This window comes from Kosakonia arachidis (assembly GCF_900116535.1).
Lineage (GTDB): Bacteria > Pseudomonadota > Gammaproteobacteria > Enterobacterales > Enterobacteriaceae > Kosakonia > Kosakonia arachidis.
Genome location: NZ_FPAU01000001.1, coordinates 1,084,071 through 1,107,454, shown reverse-complemented (window position 1 = coordinate 1,107,454; position 23,384 = coordinate 1,084,071). Strand labels below are relative to the sequence as shown.

Annotated in this window: 24 protein-coding genes and 1 pseudogene; 12 read left to right on the top strand and 13 right to left on the bottom strand. The window is 52.4% G+C overall.

Features of this window, described 5'->3' with window-relative positions; genetic code table 11:
* Nucleotides 1–288: 288 nt before the first annotated feature.
* Nucleotides 289–501 carry a fumarate hydratase FumD gene (gene fumD / locus BM427_RS05375; RefSeq protein ID WP_090119859.1) on the bottom strand — a complete coding sequence of 71 codons (213 nt, stop codon included), beginning with the start codon at nt 499–501 and terminating at the stop codon, nt 289–291.
* A gap of 203 nt (nt 502–704) precedes the next feature.
* Between fumD and BM427_RS05370 the strand changes: the two genes are divergently transcribed.
* Entirely contained in the window at nt 705–2,150 is a 1,446-nt protein-coding gene (locus tag BM427_RS05370) for a flagellin N-terminal helical domain-containing protein (protein WP_090119857.1), read from the top strand.
* Nucleotides 2,151–2,326: 176 nt separating this feature from the next.
* On the opposite strand, the gene BM427_RS05365 is transcribed toward BM427_RS05370, so the two are convergent.
* Together BM427_RS05365 and BM427_RS05360 are read right to left on the bottom strand one after the other, a co-directional pair.
* A complete protein-coding gene (locus BM427_RS05365; protein WP_090120688.1) occupies nt 2,327–2,542 on the bottom strand; it encodes a YdgH/BhsA/McbA family protein in 216 nt (71 codons plus the stop codon).
* A gap of 254 nt (nt 2,543–2,796) precedes the next feature.
* Nucleotides 2,797–3,552, bottom strand: coding sequence for a DUF481 domain-containing protein (locus tag BM427_RS05360; RefSeq protein ID WP_090120687.1), 756 nt, complete (start codon nt 3,550–3,552; stop codon nt 2,797–2,799).
* A 291-nt stretch (nt 3,553–3,843) separates the two neighbouring features.
* Here BM427_RS05360 and pfkB point away from each other — a divergent pair, with 291 nt between their 5' ends.
* The 3 genes from pfkB (at nt 3,844) to BM427_RS05345 (ending at nt 6,097) form a co-directional block, all read left to right on the top strand.
* Nucleotides 3,844–4,776, top strand: a complete 933-nt coding sequence (pfkB, locus tag BM427_RS05355) for a 6-phosphofructokinase II (protein WP_090119856.1) — start codon at nt 3,844–3,846, stop codon at nt 4,774–4,776.
* A 64-nt stretch (nt 4,777–4,840) separates the two neighbouring features.
* The gene (gene ghoS, locus BM427_RS05350) at nt 4,841–5,131 is read left to right on the top strand and encodes a type V toxin-antitoxin system endoribonuclease antitoxin GhoS (protein WP_090119854.1); all 291 of its coding nucleotides are present in this window, start codon (nt 4,841–4,843) and stop codon (nt 5,129–5,131) included.
* A gap of 105 nt (nt 5,132–5,236) precedes the next feature.
* Nucleotides 5,237–6,097: a fructosamine kinase family protein gene (locus BM427_RS05345; RefSeq protein WP_090119852.1), complete on the top strand. Its 861-nt coding sequence runs from the start codon at nt 5,237–5,239 to the stop codon at nt 6,095–6,097.
* A gap of 45 nt (nt 6,098–6,142) precedes the next feature.
* On the opposite strand, the gene BM427_RS05340 is transcribed toward BM427_RS05345, so the two are convergent.
* Complete coding sequence (locus tag BM427_RS05340; protein WP_090119851.1) at nt 6,143–6,679, bottom strand: YniB family protein; 537 nt, start codon at nt 6,677–6,679, stop codon at nt 6,143–6,145.
* A 146-nt stretch (nt 6,680–6,825) separates the two neighbouring features.
* On the opposite strand from BM427_RS05340, the gene hxpB reads away from it, so the two are divergent.
* The 4 genes from hxpB to BM427_RS05320 all read left to right on the top strand — a co-directional run bounded on the left by hxpB (nt 6,826) and on the right by BM427_RS05320 (nt 10,609).
* Nucleotides 6,826–7,494 carry a hexitol phosphatase HxpB gene (hxpB, locus tag BM427_RS05335; RefSeq protein WP_090119849.1) on the top strand — a complete coding sequence of 223 codons (669 nt, stop codon included), beginning with the start codon at nt 6,826–6,828 and terminating at the stop codon, nt 7,492–7,494.
* 143 nt (nt 7,495–7,637) lie between these two features.
* Nucleotides 7,638–8,399, top strand: coding sequence for a 2-dehydro-3-deoxy-D-gluconate 5-dehydrogenase KduD (gene kduD, locus BM427_RS05330; RefSeq protein ID WP_090119847.1), 762 nt, complete (start codon nt 7,638–7,640; stop codon nt 8,397–8,399).
* 97 nt (nt 8,400–8,496) lie between these two features.
* Nucleotides 8,497–9,087, top strand: coding sequence for a metal-dependent hydrolase (locus BM427_RS05325; RefSeq protein WP_090119845.1), 591 nt, complete (start codon nt 8,497–8,499; stop codon nt 9,085–9,087).
* Between the two features lie 130 nt (nt 9,088–9,217).
* A complete protein-coding gene (locus BM427_RS05320) occupies nt 9,218–10,609 on the top strand; it encodes an L-cystine transporter (protein WP_090119843.1) in 1,392 nt (463 codons plus the stop codon).
* A gap of 277 nt (nt 10,610–10,886) precedes the next feature.
* On the opposite strand, the gene cedA is transcribed toward BM427_RS05320, so the two are convergent.
* Nucleotides 10,887–11,144: a cell division activator CedA gene (gene cedA / locus BM427_RS05315; RefSeq protein ID WP_090119842.1), complete on the bottom strand. Its 258-nt coding sequence runs from the start codon at nt 11,142–11,144 to the stop codon at nt 10,887–10,889.
* Nucleotides 11,145–11,404: 260 nt separating this feature from the next.
* Here cedA and BM427_RS05310 point away from each other — a divergent pair.
* Nucleotides 11,405–11,824, top strand: a pseudogene (locus tag BM427_RS05310) (catalase); the annotation flags it as partial.
* A gap of 155 nt (nt 11,825–11,979) precedes the next feature.
* Here the strand turns inward: BM427_RS05310 and osmE are convergent.
* Complete coding sequence (gene osmE / locus BM427_RS05305; protein ID WP_090119840.1) at nt 11,980–12,318, bottom strand: osmotically-inducible lipoprotein OsmE; 339 nt, start codon at nt 12,316–12,318, stop codon at nt 11,980–11,982.
* 255 nt (nt 12,319–12,573) lie between these two features.
* Here osmE and nadE point away from each other — a divergent pair, with 255 nt between their 5' ends.
* Complete coding sequence (nadE, locus tag BM427_RS05300; RefSeq protein WP_090119838.1) at nt 12,574–13,401, top strand: NAD(+) synthase; 828 nt, start codon at nt 12,574–12,576, stop codon at nt 13,399–13,401.
* Between the two features lie 194 nt (nt 13,402–13,595).
* A complete protein-coding gene (gene cho / locus BM427_RS05295; protein ID WP_090119837.1) occupies nt 13,596–14,459 on the top strand; it encodes an excinuclease Cho in 864 nt (287 codons plus the stop codon).
* On the opposite strand, the gene ves is transcribed toward cho, so the two are convergent.
* From ves to BM427_RS05260, 7 genes are all read right to left on the bottom strand, one after another.
* The gene (ves, locus tag BM427_RS05290; RefSeq protein WP_090119835.1) at nt 14,456–15,013 is read right to left on the bottom strand and encodes an environmental stress-induced protein Ves; all 558 of its coding nucleotides are present in this window, start codon (nt 15,011–15,013) and stop codon (nt 14,456–14,458) included. The genes cho and ves overlap by 4 nt on opposite strands.
* A gap of 308 nt (nt 15,014–15,321) precedes the next feature.
* Nucleotides 15,322–15,801 carry an ATP-independent periplasmic protein-refolding chaperone Spy gene (gene spy, locus BM427_RS05285; protein ID WP_090119833.1) on the bottom strand — a complete coding sequence of 160 codons (480 nt, stop codon included), beginning with the start codon at nt 15,799–15,801 and terminating at the stop codon, nt 15,322–15,324.
* A 313-nt stretch (nt 15,802–16,114) separates the two neighbouring features.
* Nucleotides 16,115–17,080: a succinylglutamate desuccinylase gene (gene astE, locus BM427_RS05280; protein ID WP_090119831.1), complete on the bottom strand. Its 966-nt coding sequence runs from the start codon at nt 17,078–17,080 to the stop codon at nt 16,115–16,117.
* An 11-nt stretch (nt 17,081–17,091) separates the two neighbouring features.
* On the bottom strand, nt 17,092–18,417 hold the full coding sequence (astB, locus tag BM427_RS05275) for an N-succinylarginine dihydrolase (RefSeq protein ID WP_090119829.1): 1,326 nt from the start codon (nt 18,415–18,417) through the stop codon (nt 17,092–17,094).
* Nucleotides 18,414–19,892, bottom strand: a complete 1,479-nt coding sequence (gene astD, locus BM427_RS05270; protein WP_090119828.1) for a succinylglutamate-semialdehyde dehydrogenase — start codon at nt 19,890–19,892, stop codon at nt 18,414–18,416. The genes astB and astD overlap by 4 nt, the downstream gene beginning before the upstream one ends.
* The gene (astA, locus tag BM427_RS05265) at nt 19,889–20,923 is read right to left on the bottom strand and encodes an arginine N-succinyltransferase (RefSeq protein ID WP_090119825.1); all 1,035 of its coding nucleotides are present in this window, start codon (nt 20,921–20,923) and stop codon (nt 19,889–19,891) included. The genes astD and astA overlap by 4 nt, the downstream gene beginning before the upstream one ends.
* A complete protein-coding gene (locus BM427_RS05260) occupies nt 20,920–22,140 on the bottom strand; it encodes an aspartate aminotransferase family protein (protein ID WP_090120686.1) in 1,221 nt (406 codons plus the stop codon). The genes astA and BM427_RS05260 overlap by 4 nt, the downstream gene beginning before the upstream one ends.
* Nucleotides 22,141–22,574: 434 nt before the next feature.
* Here BM427_RS05260 and xthA point away from each other — a divergent pair, with 434 nt between their 5' ends.
* Complete coding sequence (gene xthA / locus BM427_RS05255; protein WP_090119824.1) at nt 22,575–23,381, top strand: exodeoxyribonuclease III; 807 nt, start codon at nt 22,575–22,577, stop codon at nt 23,379–23,381.
* Nucleotides 23,382–23,384 lie beyond the last annotated feature (3 nt).

Below are 23,384 nucleotides of genomic sequence, written 5' to 3'. Positions count from 1 at the left end.
ATGGAATACGTTTAATCTGATTTTTAGTGGCCAACTTGACACAACACTCCCACTGGCAGTCTAGTTGGCTTCCCATTAACATCTAACTTAATGATAAAGCATGGCAATTGTTTATACGGTTATCATTATCGCGCTCCTTGCGATCATTATTTTTTCTTTTTATAAACACCGCAGCATAAAATCAGCAAGAAGTTTACCGGATCGTCATAAAAAACGGCGCTGACTGCTTTGAAGGATGGACTCGCACTCACACAAGGCACGCGCAAGCGTGCCTTTCTGCATTATTTATCAGGATTGATATCCCAGCGCGTGGATCACTGTTTCCATTGCTTCCTGCGTTAACGCAGAACGCGTGACTCGCTTATTTGCCAGCATCGTTCTGACCACGCCGGCAATGACAATATGCTTTGGTTCTTGCCCCAGATCGCGCATCTCGAGGACCACCTTTCCCACCACCCGGCACATCTCCTCGTATAACGCCTCATCTTTAGAATTCCCCATTGCTCCTCCGGTTGTTGTGGTTTTGCCTGCCTTAACTGGCATCAGAATAGGGATAAACCGCCTCTTTGTAACCCCTACAGATAACTTCCTTCACTTTCAAGCAGATGCTCACATATTGAACCGACTGATAAATTTACCTTAAAGTTACGTGCCTCTACTGCCGATGAATGATTCATTAGAAACGCGAATGAATTAGCTCAGCGATGCAGACGATTAACTACAATGAAATGGTCGGTCTTAATCTGTCCTCCCGCCAGAAAACGACATCAGCATTACAGGAATCAATTGCGCGGTTATCATCAGGATTGCGCATCAACGGTGCGAAAGACGATGCTGCAGGCCAGGCGATTGTTAACCGTATGCGCGCCAATGTTAACTCAGATACTGTGATTTCACGCGGACTTGACGATGCCATAAGTATGGCGCAAGCCGCCGAGGGTAACCTGAGTACCGTCAATGAATTGTTGATCCGTGCGAAAGGCCTGGCCATTCAGGCTGGTAACAGTACGTTGTCGGTAAGTGACCGGGAAAGTTTGCATGCTGAATATCAAGAAATCCTTGATAATATTCAGTACATTTCAGAAAGCACAGAAATTTTTGGGCGCTACCCGCTGGCCACTGATGCTCCGGATCTGCCACCAGAATTAATCGGTAAGGTTCCGCCATTGGACACAAAATTTCCCATTGCGGGAATGAATTACACATTCAGCTCGGGAATTATCTCGCTGGCATATATTCCCGCAGGGGCGAAGGATATCACCCTCACCATTGATTCATTGGGGCTTGATGATGACATTCAGCTCTTGACGAGAGATGGCAAGCACCTTGCCGGTACGCCGATTACCGGTACCGATCCGGATTACACCTGGAAAAGCCGCGGAATTACCGACCCGGCAAAAGCGACCAGTCGCGTTTTAACCGAGGCCAACGGCTTTGAGGCAGGTGCAACCTATGATGATTCCTTATTGATAGAAGGGGGTACTAACTGGGTGCTGGATGGCAGTGCAACGCTTAATTACAACGGCATGATCATCCGCTACAGCGGTGATGGCGATCGCTACGAACCGGGCAGCGCCTACAACGACGGCAGTAATGGTTCCAACCGGCTGGAACGTATCAAAATAGATAATGTTACGCAAGATTTGGTAGTGATGATTGTCGGTAGCGGCTCGTTTACCAGTAACCTGAGCTGGGGCGCGCTACCCACGCCTAAAATCACTCCCACCGAACCGCCAAAGCAGAGTTTTCCCTGGGAGGTGGTCACCAGTGCAAATTTTAATGAAGAGATTGGTGCCGTGACTATGCCAACCACCCCAGCAGATCTGAAATCACTGGAGTTACTGAATACCGATCTTCGCTCGATGGTGACCGCAGGCGATGCGATGGGAACACTTGATAGCGCCCAGGAGAAAGTCAGTCGCTACCGTTCTCAATACGGTGCGTTTATCAATCGCTTTGAATCGTCAAAATCGGTACTGGCGCAACAAAATGTGGCCACTCAGGCGGCAAAAAGCCGTATCGAAGACGCGGATTATGCACTGGAAACCAGCAAGATGGTAAAAGCACAAATATTACAACAGGGGCAGGATGCCGTACTCAAAGTGGCAAACCAATCGGCAGAAAATATTTTGTCTTTGCTGCGGAGTTAAAGAGATAATCTATTTATCAGCCGAGTTACCAATGGCAGTTTTTTTAAAAAAACACCATCACTTTTCGTCAATGTTCGATAACATACACGGCGCTAACTTTACATTACGATATAAATACGAAAACCGGTACAACACTCTCCGGTTTTTCAAAGTTAATGAATTAACCAAGAATCTACTTAATTCCATTCACCGGCAACCAGGGTATGCGCATCAAATGCCTGATCGTTGGTCCCGTGAGTAGATTGCGCAACTGGCATCATATTGGAGCCCGCTTCGATGTTAGTGATATTCGTGTTGCTCTGACTGGCTGAAGTGGCAGGCTGAGCCGCGAAGACGCCAAAGGAAAGTGCAGAAAGCACCATGGCAACTGCGGCAGTTTTGATTGTTTTCATAATTGAGTTCTCTTTCTGTAATACGCACATTATTTGCTGAGCCATTTTCTTTGGCTATAATGATATTGTAGATCTGCATCACATTATTGCCAGCAAATTTATTTGTCCATTCGTGTCAAATAAATTGAATATGTGTCCAGTCAATTAATTATGAAGACAATGTGAAGAGAAAAATTACTTAAATGAAATTCAATATAAAACACGGAGAAATAGCATAAACAAAAACAGTGGGCCGGAATTTCCGGCCCTGCGTGTTACATCTTATAACCCAACGTTACCGTCGTTCTGCGATCGGTATGATCTGGCGCAGTTGAAGGCGGCTGGGAGTTCCAGGTCAGGTTGTAGCCCATCTTCAATGCAAAATGGGCGTTAATGGCCACTTCCAGCGCTGTTTCTGAGTTCACCGTGGTGTCGTCCGCGCCAAACACAGACACACCCTGAGTGAATTTAGTGGTATCGGTTATTTGCCAGGTATAAGTACCTGACGCATAAGCCAGCGCGGTGGTTTTGGTGTTGTCATCGGTGTACTTGTCGTAACGAACACCAGGACCGAATTCAAAGCGGAGGCTATGAACCGGACCATTCAGGAACTGACGACCATAACCAGCAGTAAATATATCGCGATCCTGATAACCGTTATAGCGATCGGTCAACCAACTGGCCTGGCCAAAAATATAGTCATAATCCGTCATGTTATAACGGCTACGACCACCAACGGCATATTTCTCAGACGAACGAACATCGTTCGATGAAGTATTACTGGCGTTGCCCCACAGAGACCATGCAGTGGTATTGCCGTACCAGGTCAGGGTGGAATCGGCAGTCAAAGAGGAGCTCTTTGTGTTGCCGGCCTGTCCCAGGTAGCCACCGTTCACGCTACCTTCAAACGGGTGTTTCGCGGTGGATGGGTCATCCATGACAGTAAAAACGGTATCATTTGCGGCGGCATTCATTGCCGCAAATACGCCCACGGCCAGCGCAAACGCGGGTACTGTCTTCAAAAGCTTCATTTTTTTAGAGTCCGAACAGCAAAAAAAAGAGACCATCACGGTCCTGGAAACTTTCATCAGGATCAACGGCTAACGTTCCAAAGAAAGGTAACAAATTATAAAAAGGCCGCTTAAACATATCAATGAAATCTTATTGGAATTTTTGAATAAGAGAGATCTCAAAAACAACAAATGGTTATTAACCCTCTAAACCAATTTAATCAATACCATATTTAAATCAGGCTGTTATTTACTTTCCCTTCGCTTGATTCAGTGCCAGGCTTACTGTAACCGAAGAAAAAGGAGGTCATCATGGTCGCGATTTATACTTTGACGCTGGCACCTTCACTGGACAGCGCAACATTAACCCCGCAGATTTATCCAGAAGGAAAACTGCGCTGCACTACACCTGTTTTTGAGCCTGGCGGTGGCGGCATTAATGTCGCAAGAGCCATTACCCATCTTGGCGGTAAAGCCACAGCGATTTTTCCGGCTGGTGGAGCAACCGGCGAACACCTAACTGCGCTGTTAGCGGATGAAAACGTGCCCACCATCAGTGTCAACGCCAAAGACTGGACACGGCAGAACCTGCATGTTCACGTTGAATCCAACAACGAGCAGTACCGCTTTGTCATGCCTGGCGCTAGCCTCAGTGAAGATGAGTTTCGCCAACTCGAAGAAAAAGTGCTCACCATTGAGCCTGGCGCGTTACTGGTAGTGAGCGGCAGTCTGCCGCCAGGCATTACCGTCGGGAAACTGACGCAACTCATTAAAAGCGCACAGCAGCATGGCCTACGCTGCATCGTTGACAGTTCCGGCGAAGCCCTTAGCGCTGCACTGTCTATCGGCAACATCGAACTGGTCAAACCGAATCAGAAAGAACTGAGTGCACTGGTAGGCCGTGAGTTAACCCAGCCGGATGATGTGCGCAAAGCAGCACAGGAGATTGTTGATAGCGGTAAAGCGCTACGCGTCGTCGTATCCCTGGGGCCGCAGGGCGCGCTGGCCGTCGATTCGAGCCAATGCGTGCAGATCGTGCCACCGCCGATAAAGAGTCAGAGCACTGTAGGCGCTGGCGACAGTATGGTGGGTGCAATGACGCTAAAACTGGCGCACGATGCTCCGCTGGACGATATGGTCCGTTATGGTGTTGCCGCTGGGAGCGCTGCCACGATTAATCATGGTACTCGCCTGTGCGCGCTAGCCGACACGCAACAGATCTACGACTATTTGCGTAATGCCTGATAATCGACAAATAGCGCCTGACGACTATGCTAAAAAAACCTTCAGGATTACAACGAGGTGACATATGAGCAGCGACAGTATCCAGCGCTACGTAGTCGTGGTGAAATTTCATGAGAAAAGTCTGGCCGAAATCAACGAACTTAATAACTACTTTACACGTGCGGGTTTTCTGCTCACGATGACTGATGAAGATGACAATGTTCACGATCTGGGCACCAACACTTTTGGGCTCATCAGTGCGCTTAACGAACAGGAAGTGCTTGAACTCGCCCATGGATTAGCCGCCGCCGCGGTGGCTGAAGAGGCCGACATCACTGTCAGCACCTGGGAGGCGTGGCAGCAAAAAGAGCATTAAGTGCCATGGCGCACCACCCGTCCCGCAGGTGTGCGTTACGTCGTATATTTTCACAGCTTTAGTGCGCTAACCTTATGATCTGGCTGATTACATGGGAGAGACATCATGTGGCAAGCGATAAGTGGTCTGTTACGCGAACAACTGGGAAGTGGCGAGATCGAGCAGCGGGATGAGCTGCCAGGCGGCGAAATCCATGCTGCATGGCATGTCCGTTACGCAGGTCGTGAACTTTTCGTTAAATGCGATGAACGTGAACTGTTGCCTATTTTTACCGCCGAAGCCGATCAGCTCGCACTGTTGGCGCGCAGCAATACGGTAAAAGTGCCGACTGTGTGGGCAGTGGGCAGCGATCGCGACTACAGCTTTCTGGTCATGGAATATCTCCCAACCCGCCCACTGGATGCGCACAACGCGTTTCTACTCGGTCAGCAACTGGCGCGCCTGCATCAGTGGAGCGATCAACCGCAGTTTGGCCTCGATTTTGATAACGACCTTTCCACCACGCCACAGCCCAATGCCTGGCAGCGCCGCTGGTCAACGTTTTTTGCCGAACAGCGTATTGGCTGGCAGTTGGAGATGGCGGCGGAAAAAGGTATGGAGTTCGGCAATATCGACGCCATTGTCGAGCATGTTCAGCAGCGCCTGAGCTCCCACCAGCCACAGCCGTCATTGCTGCATGGCGATCTATGGTCCGATAACTGTGCGCTGGGGCCAGACGGTCCTTATATTTACGATCCGGCCTGTTACTGGGGCGATCGGGAGTGCGATCTGGCGATGCTGCCATTGCATCCGGACCAGCCGCCGCAAATTTATGACGGCTACCAGTCAGTCTCGCCATTGCCCCTTGATTTCCCCGAACGTCAGCCGATCTACCAGCTTTATACGCTCTTCAACCGGGCCATTCTTTTTGGGGGCGAACATCTGCTGAACGCGCAGAAAGCGCTTGATCGCGTACTGGCAGCGTAGAACAGACAGGCCCGGCAACGTTATTGCGTTCGGGCCTGTTACTGCTTACAGAAAGCCCAGCAATGAAAAGAAGAAGTATCCCGCGATAATCATAATCACCGGCAGCACATACAGTGGGAAAATTTGCAGCAGAATGGTGTGGTGCGGCACGACAATGCGCGCTTCGATCTGCTCGCGAGACAACCCTTCCGGCCCTTTGGCTTGCTCAAGAATTATCTGATTTTCCACCCCTTCACGCAGAAAACGCGCCTGACGGCTCATGCGCGCGCCGGAGGCCTGCAACGCCAGACCAACAAAGATAAGCACGTAGATAAACCAGAACACAATGTTCAGACTATGGTGGAAGTCGGGCGTCGGCGAGTTATACCAGAAGAGGTTAAGAAAAGGCGTATTAAAACGCATCATATCAATCATTACATGGGCAAAATCCAGCATCACTGCGCTAATGCCTGGCTGTTTTTCACTGTGGTCATACATAAATTTGAGCACAGAAATGACTGTCGATATTACGGTCGGAATAAAAATCACCCAACCCAGAACGCGTTTCAGAATGGCGATGCGTCCAGCTTGTTGATACGTCATGGATTCCCCTTGTGAGTGACGCACTGTTTTCGCCTTAGTCTACCTGCTGATAATCATTTTCGCCTGATCTTTAAAGTCGGTATGATGAACGTTTAACCACATTTACCGTTTATTCCCCGGCGACATGCCATAAAAAGAGAGGTTTTATGACAGTTTCTCGTCAAATTCATGCTGCCATTTTTGATATGGATGGATTACTTATCGACTCCGAGCCACTCTGGGATCGCGCCGAACTGGAGGTTGTGGCAAGCCTTGGCGTGGATATTAGCCGACGCCACGAATTGCCTGACACGCTCGGCCTGCGCATCGATATGGTGGTGGAACTCTGGTACGCACAGCAACCGTGGGACGGCCCGGATCGCAAAGAAGTGACCGAGCGCATTATTCAGCGCGCAATTTCACTGGTTGAAGAGAAACGCCCGCTACTGCCTGGCGTGCATGACGCCATTGCATTGTGTAAAGCCAACGGCCTTCTGGTCGGACTGGCCTCCGCATCGCCGTTACATATGCTGGAAAAAGTGCTGGCGATGTTTGAACTGCGCGACAGCTTTGATGCGCTGGCCTCGGCGGAAAAGTTGCCCTACAGCAAACCGCACCCGCAAGTGTATCTGGATTGTGCCGCAAAGTTGGGCGTAGATCCGCTGGCCTGCGTGGCACTGGAAGATTCAGTCAATGGCATGATTGCCAGCAAAGCAGCGCGGATGCGTTCGATTGTGGTACCGGATGAAGAACATCGCGCTGATCCTCGTTATGTGCTGGCTAACGCCAGGCTCACCAGCCTCGAACAGCTCACCACTACCCATATTTTCGGCTAATCCTGCCAGGGTAGCTGCTTTTGCTGCCCTTCGTTTTTTGAAACATCATTTCATTTTTATTTGTATTTTCCTTATCCACCTCTTATTCTGATCCTCAAGCGCTGATGCCCTGTCACAACAATAATAATTACGCCGGAGAGAACATGATACTGGATGCCTTTAAGCTTGCAGGTAGAGTGGCCATTGTAACCGGGTGCGATACCGGTCTGGGTCAGGGAATGACATTAGGACTGGCGGAGGCGGGCTGCGATATTGTCGGCGTGGGCCGAAAAATTCCACACGACACTGCCGAACGCGTAAAGGCTCTCGGGCGTCGTTTTGTTTCTGTGCAGGCGGATCTGCGACACCAGCATGGGCTGGATGATATTGTTAATCAGACAGTGGATCAGATGGGTCGGGTGGATATTCTGGTGAATAACGCTGGTGCCATTCGACGTTGCGACGCGCTTGATTTCAGCGAGCAAGACTGGGATGACGTCATGAATCTGAATTTGAAGACGGTCTTTTTTTTGTCGCAGGCCGTCGCCCGGCAATTTATCGCACAGGATAACGGCGGCAAAATTATTAATATTGCCTCGATGCTCTCTTTCCAGGGCGGCATCCGCGTACCCTCTTATACCGCGTCGAAAAGCGGCGTGATGGGGGTGACCCGCCTACTGGCCAACGAGTGGGCGCCGCACCAGATTAATGTCAACGCTATCGCACCAGGTTATATGGCGACCAATAACACCCAGCAACTGCGAGAAGACGCCGACCGCAGTAAGGAGATCCTCGATCGCATTCCCGCCGGGCGTTGGGGCGAGCCCGAAGATTTAAAAGGCGCGACAGTGTTTCTTGCTTCACAGGCATCCGATTACATTAATGGCTTCACCCTCGCCGTCGATGGTGGCTGGTTGGCGCGATAATCTCAAAGGATTGTGACAAAGAGTTACAACGTCACCTCTTCCGCCTACTGTATAAACATCCTATACTGTATACATCAACAGTTTAGCGAGTTTGATCATGACGGCGGAAGGACATCTGCTTTTTTCCATTGCCTGCGCGGTGTTTGCCAAAAATGCCGAATTAACACCCATTCTTGCCCAGGGTGACTGGTGGCATATTGTTCCGTCGGCCATTCTTACATGCCTGTTACCGGATATCGATCACCCGAAATCCTTCCTCGGCCAGCGTCTGAAGTGGATATCGAAGCCAGTGGCGCGAGTCTTCGGCCATAGGGGATTTACGCACAGCCTGCTGGCAGTTTTTCTCTCGCTCGCGTTGTTTACGCTAAAAGTCCCCGAGAGCTGGATTGTCCCTGCGGATGCATTGCAGGGAATGGTGGTGGGCTATTTGAGTCACATTCTTGCAGATATGCTGACGCCCGCCGGTGTACCGCTACTATGGCCTTGTCGCTGGCGCTTTCGCCTGCCGATTCTCGCCCCGCAAAAAGGCAACCAGTTGGAACGCGTATTATGTATGGTGCTTTTCACCTGGGCGGTGTGGATGCCGCAATCGTTGCCCGAAAACGGTGCAATTCGCTGGTCATCACAGATGATAAACTCAATGCAAAATCAGTTTAATCACTTTATTCATCCACAATCTGGCCATTAAACCCGCAATTCTGCTACCTTTGGCATAAAACATTCCATTTGGATATAAAGCCACCCTGGCACTTCTGCTAACCTTGCGCCACTGGATTAACCTGCAAGGTTAACCGAATAATGAAATCAGGAGAACGGGGATGAATCTTCCATTAATCGCGAACGTCGTTGTGTTCGTGGCATTGCTGTTTTTGCTGGCGCAGGCGCGCCACAAACAGTGGAGCCTGGCCAAAAAAGTGCTGGTCGGCTTAGGACTTGGCGTAGTCTTCGGCCTGGCACTACAGGCTATCTATGGTGCTGACAGCCCGGTACTGAAAACCTCTATTCAATGGTTTAACGTGGTTGGAAACGGCTATGTCCAGTTGCTGCAAATGATCGTGATGCCGCTGGTATTCGCCTCTATTTTAAGTGCCGTCGCGCGCCTGCATAACGCCTCCCAGTTGGGTAAAATTAGCTTCTTAACCATCGGCACGCTGCTGTTTACGACGCTGATTGCTGCGCTGGTTGGGGTGCTGGTGACTAACCTGTTTGGCCTGACTGCCGAAGGTCTGGTACAGGGAACCGCAGAAACAGCGCGTCTGAATGCCATCCAGAACAATTATGTTGGTAAAGTGGCCGATCTGACTGTACCGCAACTGCTGCTCTCTTTCGTGCCAAAAAATCCGTTTGCCGATCTGACCGGTGCGAACCCGACCTCGATCATCAGCATCGTGATTTTTGCTGCTTTTCTCGGCGTCGCTGCGCTGAAATTGTTGAAAGATGACGCGCCGAAAGGGCAGCGAGTGCTGACCGCTATCGACACGCTGCAAAGCTGGGTGATGAAACTGGTGCGTCTGGTGATGCAGCTTACGCCGTACGGCGTCCTGGCGCTGATGACTAAAGTCGTAGCGGGCTCCAACATTCAGGATATCATCAAGCTAGGCAGCTTTGTTATCGCCTCCTATCTGGGCCTCGGCATTATGTTTGTCGTGCACGGCTTGCTGCTGGGCATTAACGGCGTCAGCCCACTGAAATTTTTCCGCAAGGTGTGGCCGGTGCTGACCTTTGCTTTCACCAGCCGTTCCAGCGCCGCGTCAATTCCGCTGAACGTGGAGGCGCAAACCCGACGTCTGGGCGTACCGGAATCGATTGCCAGCTTCTCGGCCTCTTTCGGCGCAACGATTGGTCAGAATGGCTGTGCAGGCCTCTACCCGGCAATGCTGGCCGTCATGGTGGCGCCTACTGTCGGCATTAACCCGCTGGATCCCGTGTGGATTGCCACACTGGTAGGGATTGTTACCGTCAGCTCCGCCGGTGTCGCGGGTGTCGGCGGTGGCGCGACATTTGCCGCTCTGATTGTACTGCCAGCTATGGGCCTGCCGGTTACGCTGGTGGCGCTGCTCATCTCTGTTGAACCGTTAATTGATATGGGTCGTACCGCGCTGAACGTGAGCGGCTCCATGACCGCCGGGACGCTGACCAGCCAGTGGCTGAAGCAGACCGACAAAGTCATTCTGGAGAGCGAAGACAACGCCGAACTGGCGCATCGTTAAGGCAAAGACGACAAGGCGGGGAATATCCCCGCCTTTTTTATATCTCACCGATTGTTGCTATTCAGTGCAACAATCAACGTTTTTGCCAGCACATGATGTGAAAGGGTTTTGCCCAAAAATCAGTTCCCGCCCCGTCACGACATTGGTCTGACACGCTTTGGCAAAACGTCCTATTGCCTCCCGCTTGTGACATCGCCTGCGCTGCCAGCAGTACATTCGATCCGTAACAGTTTGCTGATTATACTGTCGCCGCGCTCAGCCAGCCGTAGCGCCAGCATTACTCTTCGTCGAGTTCGTCCTGCTGACGCATCTGCATTGCCCAGCGCTGGGCCGCTTCCGGGACGCTGAAAACCGGTGAACGGTGAAAATTTTCACCCATCAGCACAAAAGCGACATATTTACCGCGCAGCAGCCAGACATCACGAAATCCGTCCACTTTTTCGGCATGATCGGGCGGAGCGGGTTCAACCCGCGGGACATAGCTGATAACGACTCGGTTTTGTTGGCGAAGAGGTTTCATAAGCGATGCATTCACTAAAGACAAAATCTACAGACATGAAAGACCTATCATAGCCGATTGTTACCCTACCCGTCGCCTCTGGCATACTTTTCTCAGCTTTTTCATCGAACCGCTATATGCCAGGCTGCCGCGCAGCAGCAGGATAATGTTCTATCGTTAGAGGGGTTTTGCCATAACAACGACCATTTTTCCGCAATGAAAACAGGAGACGAGTTCAATGTCGCAACAGCTCCCAATATGCCCCGGTACATGAGGCTAACAAGCCCCGCCCGGAGTTGGATCCCATTGCGCCAGAAGATAATTCTAACCGTCCTTCCTCAGCCTACTGCGACTGGCGAACAGCCAACCGCGCCAGGTACGTGGCCCCATACTGTTGGAAGATTTCATTCTGCGTCAGAAGATTACCCATTTTGACCATGAGCGCATTCCGGAACGGATCGTGCACGTGTGTGGTTCAGCGGAGCACGGCTATTTTCAGCCCTATTGCAACCTGAGCGACATAACTGAAGCCGATTGTCTCTCCGATCCGGAGAAAATCACGCCGGTTTTTGTTCGCTTCTCCATGGTTCAGGGCGGTGCCGGATCGCGGCATCCCGCGCTGCTATCGCCCCCTGGAAGGGGTCGGCATCCATACCTTTCGGCTGATTAACGTCGGAGGTAAAGCGACCCTTGTACGCACTAAGTGGAAACCGCTATGCCGAGGGTCTGTGAAAGTTCCATTTAACATTTAAAAAGGGTGCCATGATGTGCATGGCACCCTTTTTACACGAGATACTGACCAGGCCAACGGATCCTTAAACGATCAGCATTAGCCATCAGGCCGATTTTTTATGCTCAGGCAAAAAATAAATTACTGCTTAGTCTGCGGGTCTGTGTCGTATTCTGAGCACGTTTGATAACCGGAATTCATCACGTGACCTGTTTCATCAAGTGCCACAAAATACGTTTCGGTTTTACCATTACGTTGACCCAGAATATAGGTCTGGCAGGTACCGCGCGCGTGAATCATGGTGACTTCAGAAGAAGGACGACCTGCAACCTGCATCACCTGCTGGCGGCTCATGCCTTTTTTCACATCTTTCACCACTGGCTGCGTAACCTGATCTTTTGCGCGATCATAGGCAGTACACCCTGCCAGCATGGTCAGTACAGCGGCGGTGCCCAGAATTCCTGCGATGTTTTTATTCATATTCCATCCTCTTTAGTATCCGCTTGTGTATCAGCGTGTTATCTAAGTCTGGAATAGAAAAGTGCATTTTTCAACTATGGGCTGCCGATGGCATATCTTTCGGAGGAATCTAATAAAAGTGGCATAAGCTGCTAAAACGCAGCAAATTGCACCACTCAAATCTGTGATCCTTGTCGTTTTACCGCCAAGGGGTTAATTTGGTTCTATATTAACTATTTGCAACCTGCCAGGCAGGATGACATAACGGAGGGATAAATGACTCTGCAACAAGAGATTATTCAGGCGCTGGGTGTGAAGCCGGGCATCAACGCCGAAGAAGAAGTTCGCCGCAGCGTAGATTTTCTGAAAACCTATCTGAAGACGTTTCCCTTTATTAAATCGCTGGTACTTGGCATCAGCGGCGGCCAGGATTCCACGCTAACTGGCAAAATCAGCCAGTTGGCTATCAGCGAGCTGCGCGCGGAAACCGGTGATGAAGCGTATCAGTTTATCGCGGTACGTCTGCCTTACGGCGCGCAGGCAGACGAGCAAGATTGCCAGGATGCCATCGGCTTTATCCAGCCGGATCGCGTATTGACCGTGAATATCAAAGGCGCGGTGCTGGCGAGCGAACAGGCACTGCGCGATGCAGGCATCGAGCTGAGCGATTTTGTTCGCGGCAACGAGAAAGCCCGCGAACGTATGAAAGCGCAGTACAGCATCGCGGGCATGACCAAAGGCGTTGTGGTCGGCACCGATCATGCTGCTGAAGCGGTAACCGGCTTCTTCACCAAATATGGCGATGGCGGCACTGACATCAATCCGATTTTCCGTCTGAATAAACGTCAGGGGAAACAACTGCTGGCGTATCTGGGCTGCCCGGAACATCTCTACAAGAAAGCGCCAACGGCGGATCTTGAAGACGATCGTCCGTCGCTGCCTGATGAAGCTGCACTGGGCGTCACTTACGAAAATATCGATGATTATCTGGAAGGCAAAACGCTGGATGCCAGTATCGCCAAAATCATCGAAGGCTGGTATCTGAAAACCGAACACAAACGCCGCCCGCCGATCACCGTTTTCGATGACTTCTGGAAAAAATAATTCCTGAAATTCATCATGGTCTTATCAGGCCCGTCCGTCGGGCCTGATAAGCCTCTCGCCCTCGGCATCCCATCCCTCTCTCCCTGAGGTTGTCACGGCGCTCCCGGCCAGCCCACATTATTACCTGCTTGCCTCTTTTTTAGCCTGCCGTTAGTTGTTATACTGTATGGGTAAACAGTATCAGGAGTTTCTGAGTGGCAAGGCGTCAATCCGCCCCGCGTCTTGAGTTTGACGCAGCGGCAATTTATGAATACCCCGAACATTTGCGCCAGTGGCTGAAGGCCATGCCAAAGCATCCTGGCGTCTATATTTTTCATGGCGAAAGCGAAGCGATGCCGCTGTATATCGGCAAAAGCGTCAATATCCGTAGCCGGGTGCTGTCGCATTTGCGCACCCCAGATGAAGCCTCGATGCTCCGCCAGTCCAGGCGCATCAGCTGGATCTGCACCGCCGGAGAGTTGGGCGCGTTGCTACTGGAAGCACGGCTAATCAAAGAGCAGCAGCCGCTGTTTAATAAACGTCTGCGCCGCAATCGCCAGCTCTGCTCACTGCTGCTGGGCGGCGAGAAACCGCAGGTGGTGTATGCGCGCGAAGTGGATTTTTCCGCCACGCCAGAACTCCATGGGTTATTCGCCAACCGCCGCGCCGCGTTACAAGCACTGCAATCCATCGCCGATGACGAAAAACTCTGCTACGGTCTGCTGGGGATGGAGCCGATCACACGCGACCGTCCTTGCTTTCGCTCAGCGCTGCAACGCTGTGCCGGAGCATGCTGCGGCAGAGAACCTCGCGAAGCGCACGATGCGCGTTTCGCGGCGGCGATGGCGCGCATGAAGCTGGTGTGCTGGCCCTGGCAAGGGCCGGTCGGATTGAAAGAGAGTTTCGGCGCGATGGTGCAATACCACATCATTCACAACTGGCTATGGCTGGGCTCGGTTAACTCCCTGGGCGAGGCCACTGCGCTGCTGCGTACGCCAGCCGGGTTCGACCATGATGGTTACAAAATACTCTGCAAGCCGCTGCTCAGCGGCGAGCATGAAATCATCGAGCTGAGTTAATGCCCTGGCAGCCAACTGATCTCACTGAACAGCAACTGCCCTTCTGTCTTCAACAACCGCAGCGTGTGCCGCCCTTCCTGCCAGCAAGCGCCCTGATCGGCGGTTAACAATTTATCCCCAAGTTGCCACGCGCCACTAAGAATAAACACCACGCCGCCGCGCGCGCCGAAAGTAGTAAATGTGCGATCGGCAATGCGCACTTTTGCCTGACAACGGTCGCGACGCGTCAGGATATTGAAATCCATCGACATTTTCCCCTCCGACAATTCTACTTTTACCGACTGTTCACCGGCAAAGGCAAAGGGCTGATGATGTTTCAGGGTATGGCGGAAAGCACTACCGCCATCCAGCGTCACTTCTCCACCTTCCAGCAGGGTTATCACTCTGTCAACTCCGGGGAACTGCGGAAACTCACCATTACTTGCCAGTGAAGCGATACTGGCGCGCCAATTAAAATCGCGGGTGGCGGGCGGAACACAGCAAATCTCCCGGGTCTCGCCCGCGCCATTACGCCAGAGGTTCACTGGCATTTTGCGAATATCAAAAAATTCCATCATCACTCCTGAAGGGCACGGTCATAAGATCCGCGCCGCTGCTTCAGCAGGCAGCATAGCAGCTTGTTATTGCTTATTGTCGTTGTCGGATTATCGGCAGCAGCAACAATTTGCCTTAGGCCACAACGTAACCAGACATGTAAAAAAATATAAATTTAAGATAAGTAACACACCCTGGAAAAAGGGGCTTCACGAGAATACCGCGCTACGGGCGGCTGGCAAGAGGGAGGAAAAGAAAAACCGCCGGTTCTGCTCATCACGTACTACATGCAATAAGCAAAACCGGCGGTCTTGATAGGAGTGCTGAATTACTCAGCAGGTGCAGGAGGCATTTTACCTTCTCGTGCCGGATGTTCTGTCAGACGCTTCTCAAAATTCGCATTGAACTGCTTTTTCTGTTCCGGTGTCAGGATGTTGTAAATTTTGTTCTGCGTTTCCATGTGTCTCAGCATGCCAGCTTTATGCTGCTCTTCCATTTTCGCGATCTGTGCTTCCGCTTTCGCTTTGTCGAAGCTGTCGCTGGTGATGATGTCATGCATTGCACGCATCTCTTCAACCCGCGAATGTTTCATCTCATCACGCTGGCTTTTCATAATTTCGCGGATCTGCTGTTTCTGTGCATCGGTCAGGTTCAGGTCTCTGAACATCCTATCGTATGGACCTTTACCATTGTGGTGCATCATTGGTTTACCATCGGCAGGTGCAGCCGTTGTATCATCGGCGTGTGCGAGGCCAGCAGCGCCGAAAGCCAGGGTAGAGGCAACAAACAGGGCCGTCAATTTACGCATAATTTTATTCCTTATTTCGGTTTTACTTACGGCGATAGCCGTGTTGACGCTATTTACTTTACTGCCTTTATCGTCAATTAATCAGAGCGACAGTAAAACAATGAAAGTGTAAATACCCTTTTTACGTGAAATATGAGGAAAATAAGGAAAAACAGTGGAGAGTTGAGAGTAAAATAATCAATACATTGATTAATAATGAATTTTTATAAGTATACGGTCATAGCGATTAATAATAAATCCATTAACCAGGATTTTCCCGTAATTTATTTAAAAAGGTACTAAAAATAAGCCCTGCGGTAACAGGGCTGATGCATTAGTTTATTTTTTCTAACATCAATCCAGCGCGCAAACCGACAGCGACACCAGGATTCGGGAATAACACATACTCCTCCTCATGCTGTACAACGTAGCGTTCACCGCGATCTTCCGCCAGCAGCGTCCCGGCGCGGAACGGTGTAAAGTTCAGTGTTTCTGCTGACATATATAGTTTGAACGCCTCACTGTGTCGCGTCAGTTGCTGTACAACCCTATAGCGAACCGGTACGTTCAGCATATCCGGCGCAGGTTCACCCGCCAGCAGCGCTACCAACGCCCAGGCGGTACGCTGAAACTGGCTGAGATCATTCTCGCCAAACGGCAGCGCTTTGCCCAGCTCCAGCGTACAGGACAACGCCTCAAATTGCGCACAGGTGAAGTGGGTAAACGTGCCACCCGGCGCCTGATGGAAGACCAGCGCTTCCAGCCCTGCCGAACCAAGCCACTCCAGAAACAACTCATCCCACGGCTGCACGCGCTGTGGCAGCACGCCGAAACGCACATGATACGACCCACGGATCGCTGTATGCAGATCGAGGTGCCAACGTTCCTCATCACCACCGGCAAAAAAGTGGGTGACCGCGCGTTCGAGCTGCGCGGCACGCACCGTTTCATCGCTGGGTGGGAGTTGCTGCCAGCGTCCACCAAACATGCGGTTCAAATCGCTATGCAGAAAACGCTTGCCTTCCCTAAGCGCCTGCGGGTTACCCAGGATGACCAAAAGCCGCCAGGTAAGCGGCTGCGTGCCGGAAAAAAGATTTTTCAGCAGAATGTCCAGCATCTCCACCGGCGCGGTTTCATTGCCGTGAATGGCGCAGGAGAGTACCAGCGAGCGCCCGGTAGGGTGCGACGGCACCAGCTCAATGATCCCTTGCTCGTGCCACAGCCAGTGAATACCACCCGACTCCCCTGACATTTTACGCGGGATGTCACCCGATAACGTGCTGGCAAGAAAGTCCTCCATACAACCTCCGGTTAACGCTGGAAGGGATAAACAGAACCGAGGTCCAGCAGCTGCGTGAGACTGTCCAGAGCTTCCCGTCCTTCCCGCAACAATTGCGGATCGGCAAGATCTTCCTGTGTCAGACAGTCACGATAGTAGCGATCAACCCAATCATTGAGCGTGGTAAACAAGGTATCATTCATCATCACAGCCGGATTTACTGCCTGCAGCTCCGCCCCGGTCAACACCACCCGTAAGCGCAGACATGCCGGGCCGCCACCGTTTGCCATACTCTCACGCAGATCAAACACCTTCAGTTCACCAATCGGATTATCCTGCACCAGCAACTGGTTCAGATAACGCCAGACGCCTTCATGCTCCTGAGACTCCTGCGGCAACACCAGTACCATACGACCATCTTCATAGCTCAGCAGTTGGCTGTTGAACAGATACGTCGACACCGCATCGGCAACCGATGCTGCCTGCTGTGGCACTTCTATCGCCGTAAAGCCCGGCACGCGACGGCGTAACTCCGCCAGCAGCTGCGCTTGATCGGCAAAGGCGTGCTCATGGCAAAACAGCAACTGCCGATTAGAAACGGCAATAACATCATTATGGAACACGCCCTGATCGATGACCTGGGGATTTTGCCTGGCGTACAATACCTGCGAAGGGCGAACCTGGTTAAGACGCGCCACCGCCTGGCTGGCTTCCAACGTCTGACGAGCAGGATAGCGTGTCGGTGCAAGCATGCTGCCCTCTTCCCGTCCATAGACAAAAAGCTGCACACCCGGATCGCCATAATCGCCGCCAAAGCGGTTGTGGTTAGCAGCACCTTCATCGCCCAGCATTGCCACTTGTGGTAGTGCCGAATGCACACTGAATGTCTTTTCATCGCGGAAAATCGCCCGCAGCAGCGCTTCGGTGGTCGGTGCTTCAACCGCGCGATGAAATTTATTGTTGAGATTCGCCACCGTCAGATGAACTTTGCCATCCACGGAGTCAGCCGAGGGGCAAACCGTGGCGGCATTGGCAACCCACATCGCCGATGCCGAGCTGGCAGAAGAGAGGAGCTGTGGTGCCTGGGCGGCGGCTTTTTCGACCACTTGTTCATCGCTGCCGCTAAATCCTAACTGGCGCAACACCGGCACATTCGGGCGTTCATGCGGTGGGATCACTGCCTGCGGAAAACCGGCATCGGCCAGCGCCTTCATTTTCAGGAGCCCCTGCTTCGCCGCCAGCTTAGGGTTGGAGACCTGGAAACGGTGCCGCGTTGATGCCTCATTGCCGAATGACAACCCGGCATAGTGGTGTGTCAGGCCGACCAGTCCATCAAAGTTCACTTCACGCGCTTTCATGGTTGTTCCTCGCGGGAAAAATCGAGACCCGGACTGAGTGTTTGCGGCAGGGTCAGATCGGCGGATTCAAGGCTTGCCATTGGCCATGCGCAGTAATCTGCCGCATACCAGGCACTGGCACGATGATTTCCGGAAGCACCCACACCGCCGAATGGTGCGGTGCTGGCCGCGCCCGTCAGCGGTTTGTTCCAGTTAACAATTCCGGCACGTGCTTCCAGCAACAGCCGATCAAACTTCTCGCGCTGCGGGGAGATCAGCCCGCAGGAGAGCCCGTAACGAGTATTGTTCGCCAGCGCGATCGCTTCATCGAAATGGTCATAGCGCCAGACGCACAGCAGCGGGCCAAACACCTCTTCATCCGGAACGTCGGCAACACTGGTCATCTCAATGATACCCGGCGTCAGCAGTGAAGTTCCTTCTTCCAGCAGACGTGGGGCCAGCAAGGTTTTGCCGCCGCGTGCTTCATGCGCCTGCCATGCATGTAACACATGCTGCGCGGCCTGAGCGGAGATCAAACCGCCGAGGAACGGCTGCGGTTCTGCATTCCATGCCTGTGGCGTGAGACGTGCGCTCACCTCTACAAACCGCGTAAGGAAAGCATCGCCCTCTGGCGACCGTTTCACCAGCAAACGTCGCGCACAGGTGCAGCGCTGACCGGCGGTAATAAAAGCGGACTGTATCGCCAGATGCACGGCGGCATCAATATCCTGAGGATCATCGATGATCAGCGGGTTATTGCCGCCCATTTCCAGCGCGAGGATCTTCTCAGGCTGACCAGCCAACTGGCGATGCAATTGATAACCGGTATTGGCGCTACCGGTAAATAGCAAACCGTCCAGCCCCGGCAGCGCACTCAGCGCTTGCCCGGTTTCGCGTCCTCCCTGCACTAAATTGAGCACACCGGCGGGCAGACCGGCCTGCTCCCACAGTTTAACCACCGCTTCGCCGCACCACGGCGTCAATTCACTCGGTTTAAACAGCAGTGTATTACCCGCCAGTAGCGCCGGAATAATATGGCCGTTTGGTAAATGACCGGGAAAATTATATGGTCCGAAAACAGCGAGAACGCCATGCGGACGATGGCGAAGCGTTGCCGCACCGTCGGCCATTTCCGTGTGCTGTTCGCCGGTTCGCGTGTGATACGCTTTCACCGAAATGCTGGCTTTATTGATCATGGCCACCACTTCGGTCGCCGCTTCCCAGCGCGGTTTCCCGGTTTCGCGGGCAATAATTTCCGTCAACGCAGTTTTATTGGCTTCCAGCAGGCTGGCAAATTTTTCCACCACAGCCTGACGCACAGCAAAAGGTTCGCGCGCCCATGCCGGAAAAGCATTACGTGCAGCCCGATAAGCCGCTTCTACCTGTGCGGCGCTGGCATCAAAACCGTGCCATAGCGCTTCATGACTTACCGGATTACTTTTCACCCGGCGCTCACCTTTACCGCTTACCCAGTCGCCATTGATCCATAAACTCATTGTGATTTCTCCTCGGCACAAAGGCGCACCAGCCGCACGCTATCGCCTGGCTGACATTTCAGCGCATCCAGTTCCGCGGCGCTTAACAGCAGCCGCTCAGTGTTGGGATCTGCTTTGATAAGCATGGCTCTAAATTGCTCGTATTGATCATTCGCTACCATGCAGGCTGGCCACTCTCCCGGCGCACGCTGCCCTTGCGCCACGATAACCAGCCGACTTTTGCGGATCGCCCGCACCCGGTCAACATCGCACTCCAGCGTCGGCCCGCCATCAAAAATGTCGACATAATTGCGGTAGCGAAAGCCCTCTTTTTCCAGCACCGCGCGTGCAGGCGCGGTCTGCGGATGCACTTCGCCAATGACCGCCTGCGCCTCGTCAGAGAGAAAGTGAGTATAGATAGGATGCTTGGGCATCAATTCGGCGATAAACGCTTTCTGCCCGGTACCGCACAGATAATCAGCACGGCTGAATTCCATCGAGAAGAAGCGTTTTCCAAGGCTCTCCCAGAACGGCGAGTAGCCATGCTCGTCGATGACACCGCGCATCTCCGCCACCACTTTTTCGTTAAAGCGATCGCGAAAGGCCGCCATAAACAGAAAGCGCGACTTCGAAAGCAGATAGCCGTTGCCCTCTTTGCGCCAGGCAGGATCGAGAAACAGCGTACATAGCTCACTGCTACCGGTATGATCGTTACTGAGAAATAACGTCGGCCGTGCGTTGTAGACATTCAACGCTTTCGAGGCGTGAACCTGAGTCCCAACGCGGTAGTTATACCAGGGTTCGTTGAGCCCCACCGCCACTTCGATGGCGCAGATCCCGGCCACTTCACCGCTTTGCGTCTCCTCCAGCACAAAAACATAACCCTGTTCCCCCTTCGGTAACTCCCCTTGCCACGTTCTGCGGGCACGTTCAATACGCGCCGCGAGCGTCGTTTCATCGGCAGGTAACGATGTCAGCCCGCCGCCGGTTTTCCCGGCCAGCTTCATCAGCGCCGGTAGATCGCTTGCCGCGACAGGACGGATCACCATCATGATATGTTCTCCGCCAGGAATTTTTCACAGGCGCGGGTAAAACGCGCAAGCCCGGTACGCACCTCTTCTTCGCTGATATTCAGCGCCGGAGCAAAACGCACCACGTTGCCACCGGCAATCAGCACCATCACCCCTTCCACTGCCGCCAGTTGAGAAATCTGTTTCGCTTTTCCGGCATGTTCCGCCAGCAGTTGGCAGCCAATCAACAGCCCCAGACCGCGAATGTCACTGAACAGAGGATGACATTCGTTGAATGCCGTCAGTTGCTCAACAAACCACTGGTGGCGCTGTTTGACACCGTCCAGTGTTTCCGGCGTATTGACGATATCCAGCACGGCGCCAGCAACTGCACCCGCCAGCGGATTACCGCCGTAGGTCGTGCCATGCATACCCACATTCATGACCTTGCCAAAGGTCTCGGTAGTCAGCATCGCGCCAATCGGGAAACCGCCACCCAGCGCTTTCGCTGTGGTCAGCACATCCGGCGTCACGCCATAATGCATATAGGCATACAGTTCGCCGGTACGGCCGACGCCGGTCTGCACTTCATCAAAAATCAATACCGCGTTGTAACGAGTACACAGCTCACGCAGTCCCTGTAAAAAGGCCTGACTGGCCGGTACCACACCACCTTCACCTTGCATTGGCTCAACAATGACTGCGCAGGTGTCGTCATTGATCAATGTGCTGGCGGAAGCCAGATCGTTGTAAACCGCATGCTGAATCTGCGGTGGCAGTGGTGCAAAATCCTGCGAGTAGGCCGGTTGCCCACCTGCACTAACGGTAAACAGCGTACGGCCGTGGAAAGCATTTTTGAAAGCCACAATGCCGCTTTTCTGCGGACCGAAAGTGTCGTGGGCATATTTACGTGCCAGTTTCAGCGCCGCTTCATTCGCCTCCGCGCCGGAGTTACAGAAGAAAGCACGCTCGGCAAACGTAGCATCCAGCAACCGTTTCGCCAGCTTCAGTACCGGCTCATTGGTATAGCCGTTGCCGGTATGCCAGAACTTCGCCGCCTGCTCGCTCAGTGTCTTGCACAAGGCTGGATGGGCGTGGCCCAGCGCGTTAACAGCAATACCCCCGGCAAAATCGATGTACTCGTTGCCCTGTTGATCCCATAAACGCGAACCTTCCCCGCGGACCGGAATAAAAGGCGCTGGCGCGTAGACAGGCAACATCCATTGATCAAAATTTTCACGCGTAATTGATGTAGACATAGCAACCTCACCCGGTAAATAAAAAGTTGAACAAATGTTAATGAATATGAACATTTTCGCTGTAAATGTAGATTGCACAGTTCGTGCCAGCCAGCGATAAAAATGCATAAACGTTCTTGACTAATGAAATATCAGCGACTTACGACCCATCGCTATTCATATAAATTGCATAAAAAGTGAATAATTCTATGGCCAGGCGAGGTGATGGGCGACCGGGGCCGCGGGTTTATGCAATAAGAATATTTAATTATAGAACTGTGATCATCAGCGAAATTAATTTTAGTACCCTGCCTCATTTCGGCGCATCGCGCACCAAATCGGGGCGACTGGCGCGTTTTTTGCGCATTGGCGACAGCAATATCAATAAGTGGCGGTGGTTAAATGTGAATTCTGCTAACATCTGTGCATCTTTTTACTGCTAAGTGGCGGCGACTATGAAATTTGTCTCTTTTAATATCAACGGCCTGCGTGCCCGGCCTCATCAACTGGAAGCGCTTGTCGAGCAGCATCAGCCGGACGTGATCGGTCTGCAGGAGACAAAAGTCCATGACGATATGTTTCCACTCGAAGAGGTGGCGCGCCTGGGTTACAACGTCTTTTATCACGGGCAAAAAGGTCACTACGGCGTTGCGTTGTTGACCAAAGATACGCCGGTTTCCGTACGTCGTGGCTTTCCCAACGACGGCGTAGAGGCGCAGCGTCGCATTATCATGGCGGAAATTCCGTCGCCTCTCGGCAATATCACCGTGATTAATGGCTACTTTCCGCAGGGCGAAAGCCGCGACCACCCGCTTAAATTCCCGGCAAAAGAGAAGTTCTATCAGGATCTGCAAACCTTCCTCGAAACCGAGCTGAAAAAAGAGAACCCGGTACTGATTATGGGCGATATGAATATCAGCCCGACGGATCTGGACATCGGCATCGGCGAAGAGAACCGCAAGCGTTGGCTGCGCACTGGTAAATGCTCGTTCCTGCCGGAAGAGCGTGAATGGATGGAGCGCCTGAAGGGCTGGGGTCTGGTGGATACTTATCGCGAAGCAAACCCGCAAACCAACGATCGCTTCTCCTGGTTTGATTACCGCTCCAAAGGTTTTGATGATAATCGCGGCCTGCGTATCGATCTGCTTCTGGCAAGCCAGCCGCTGGCCGAGCGCTGCATCGAAACGGGGATTGATTATGACATTCGCAGCATGGAAAAACCGTCCGATCACGCGCCGGTATGGGCCAGATTTAAGGTCTGATGC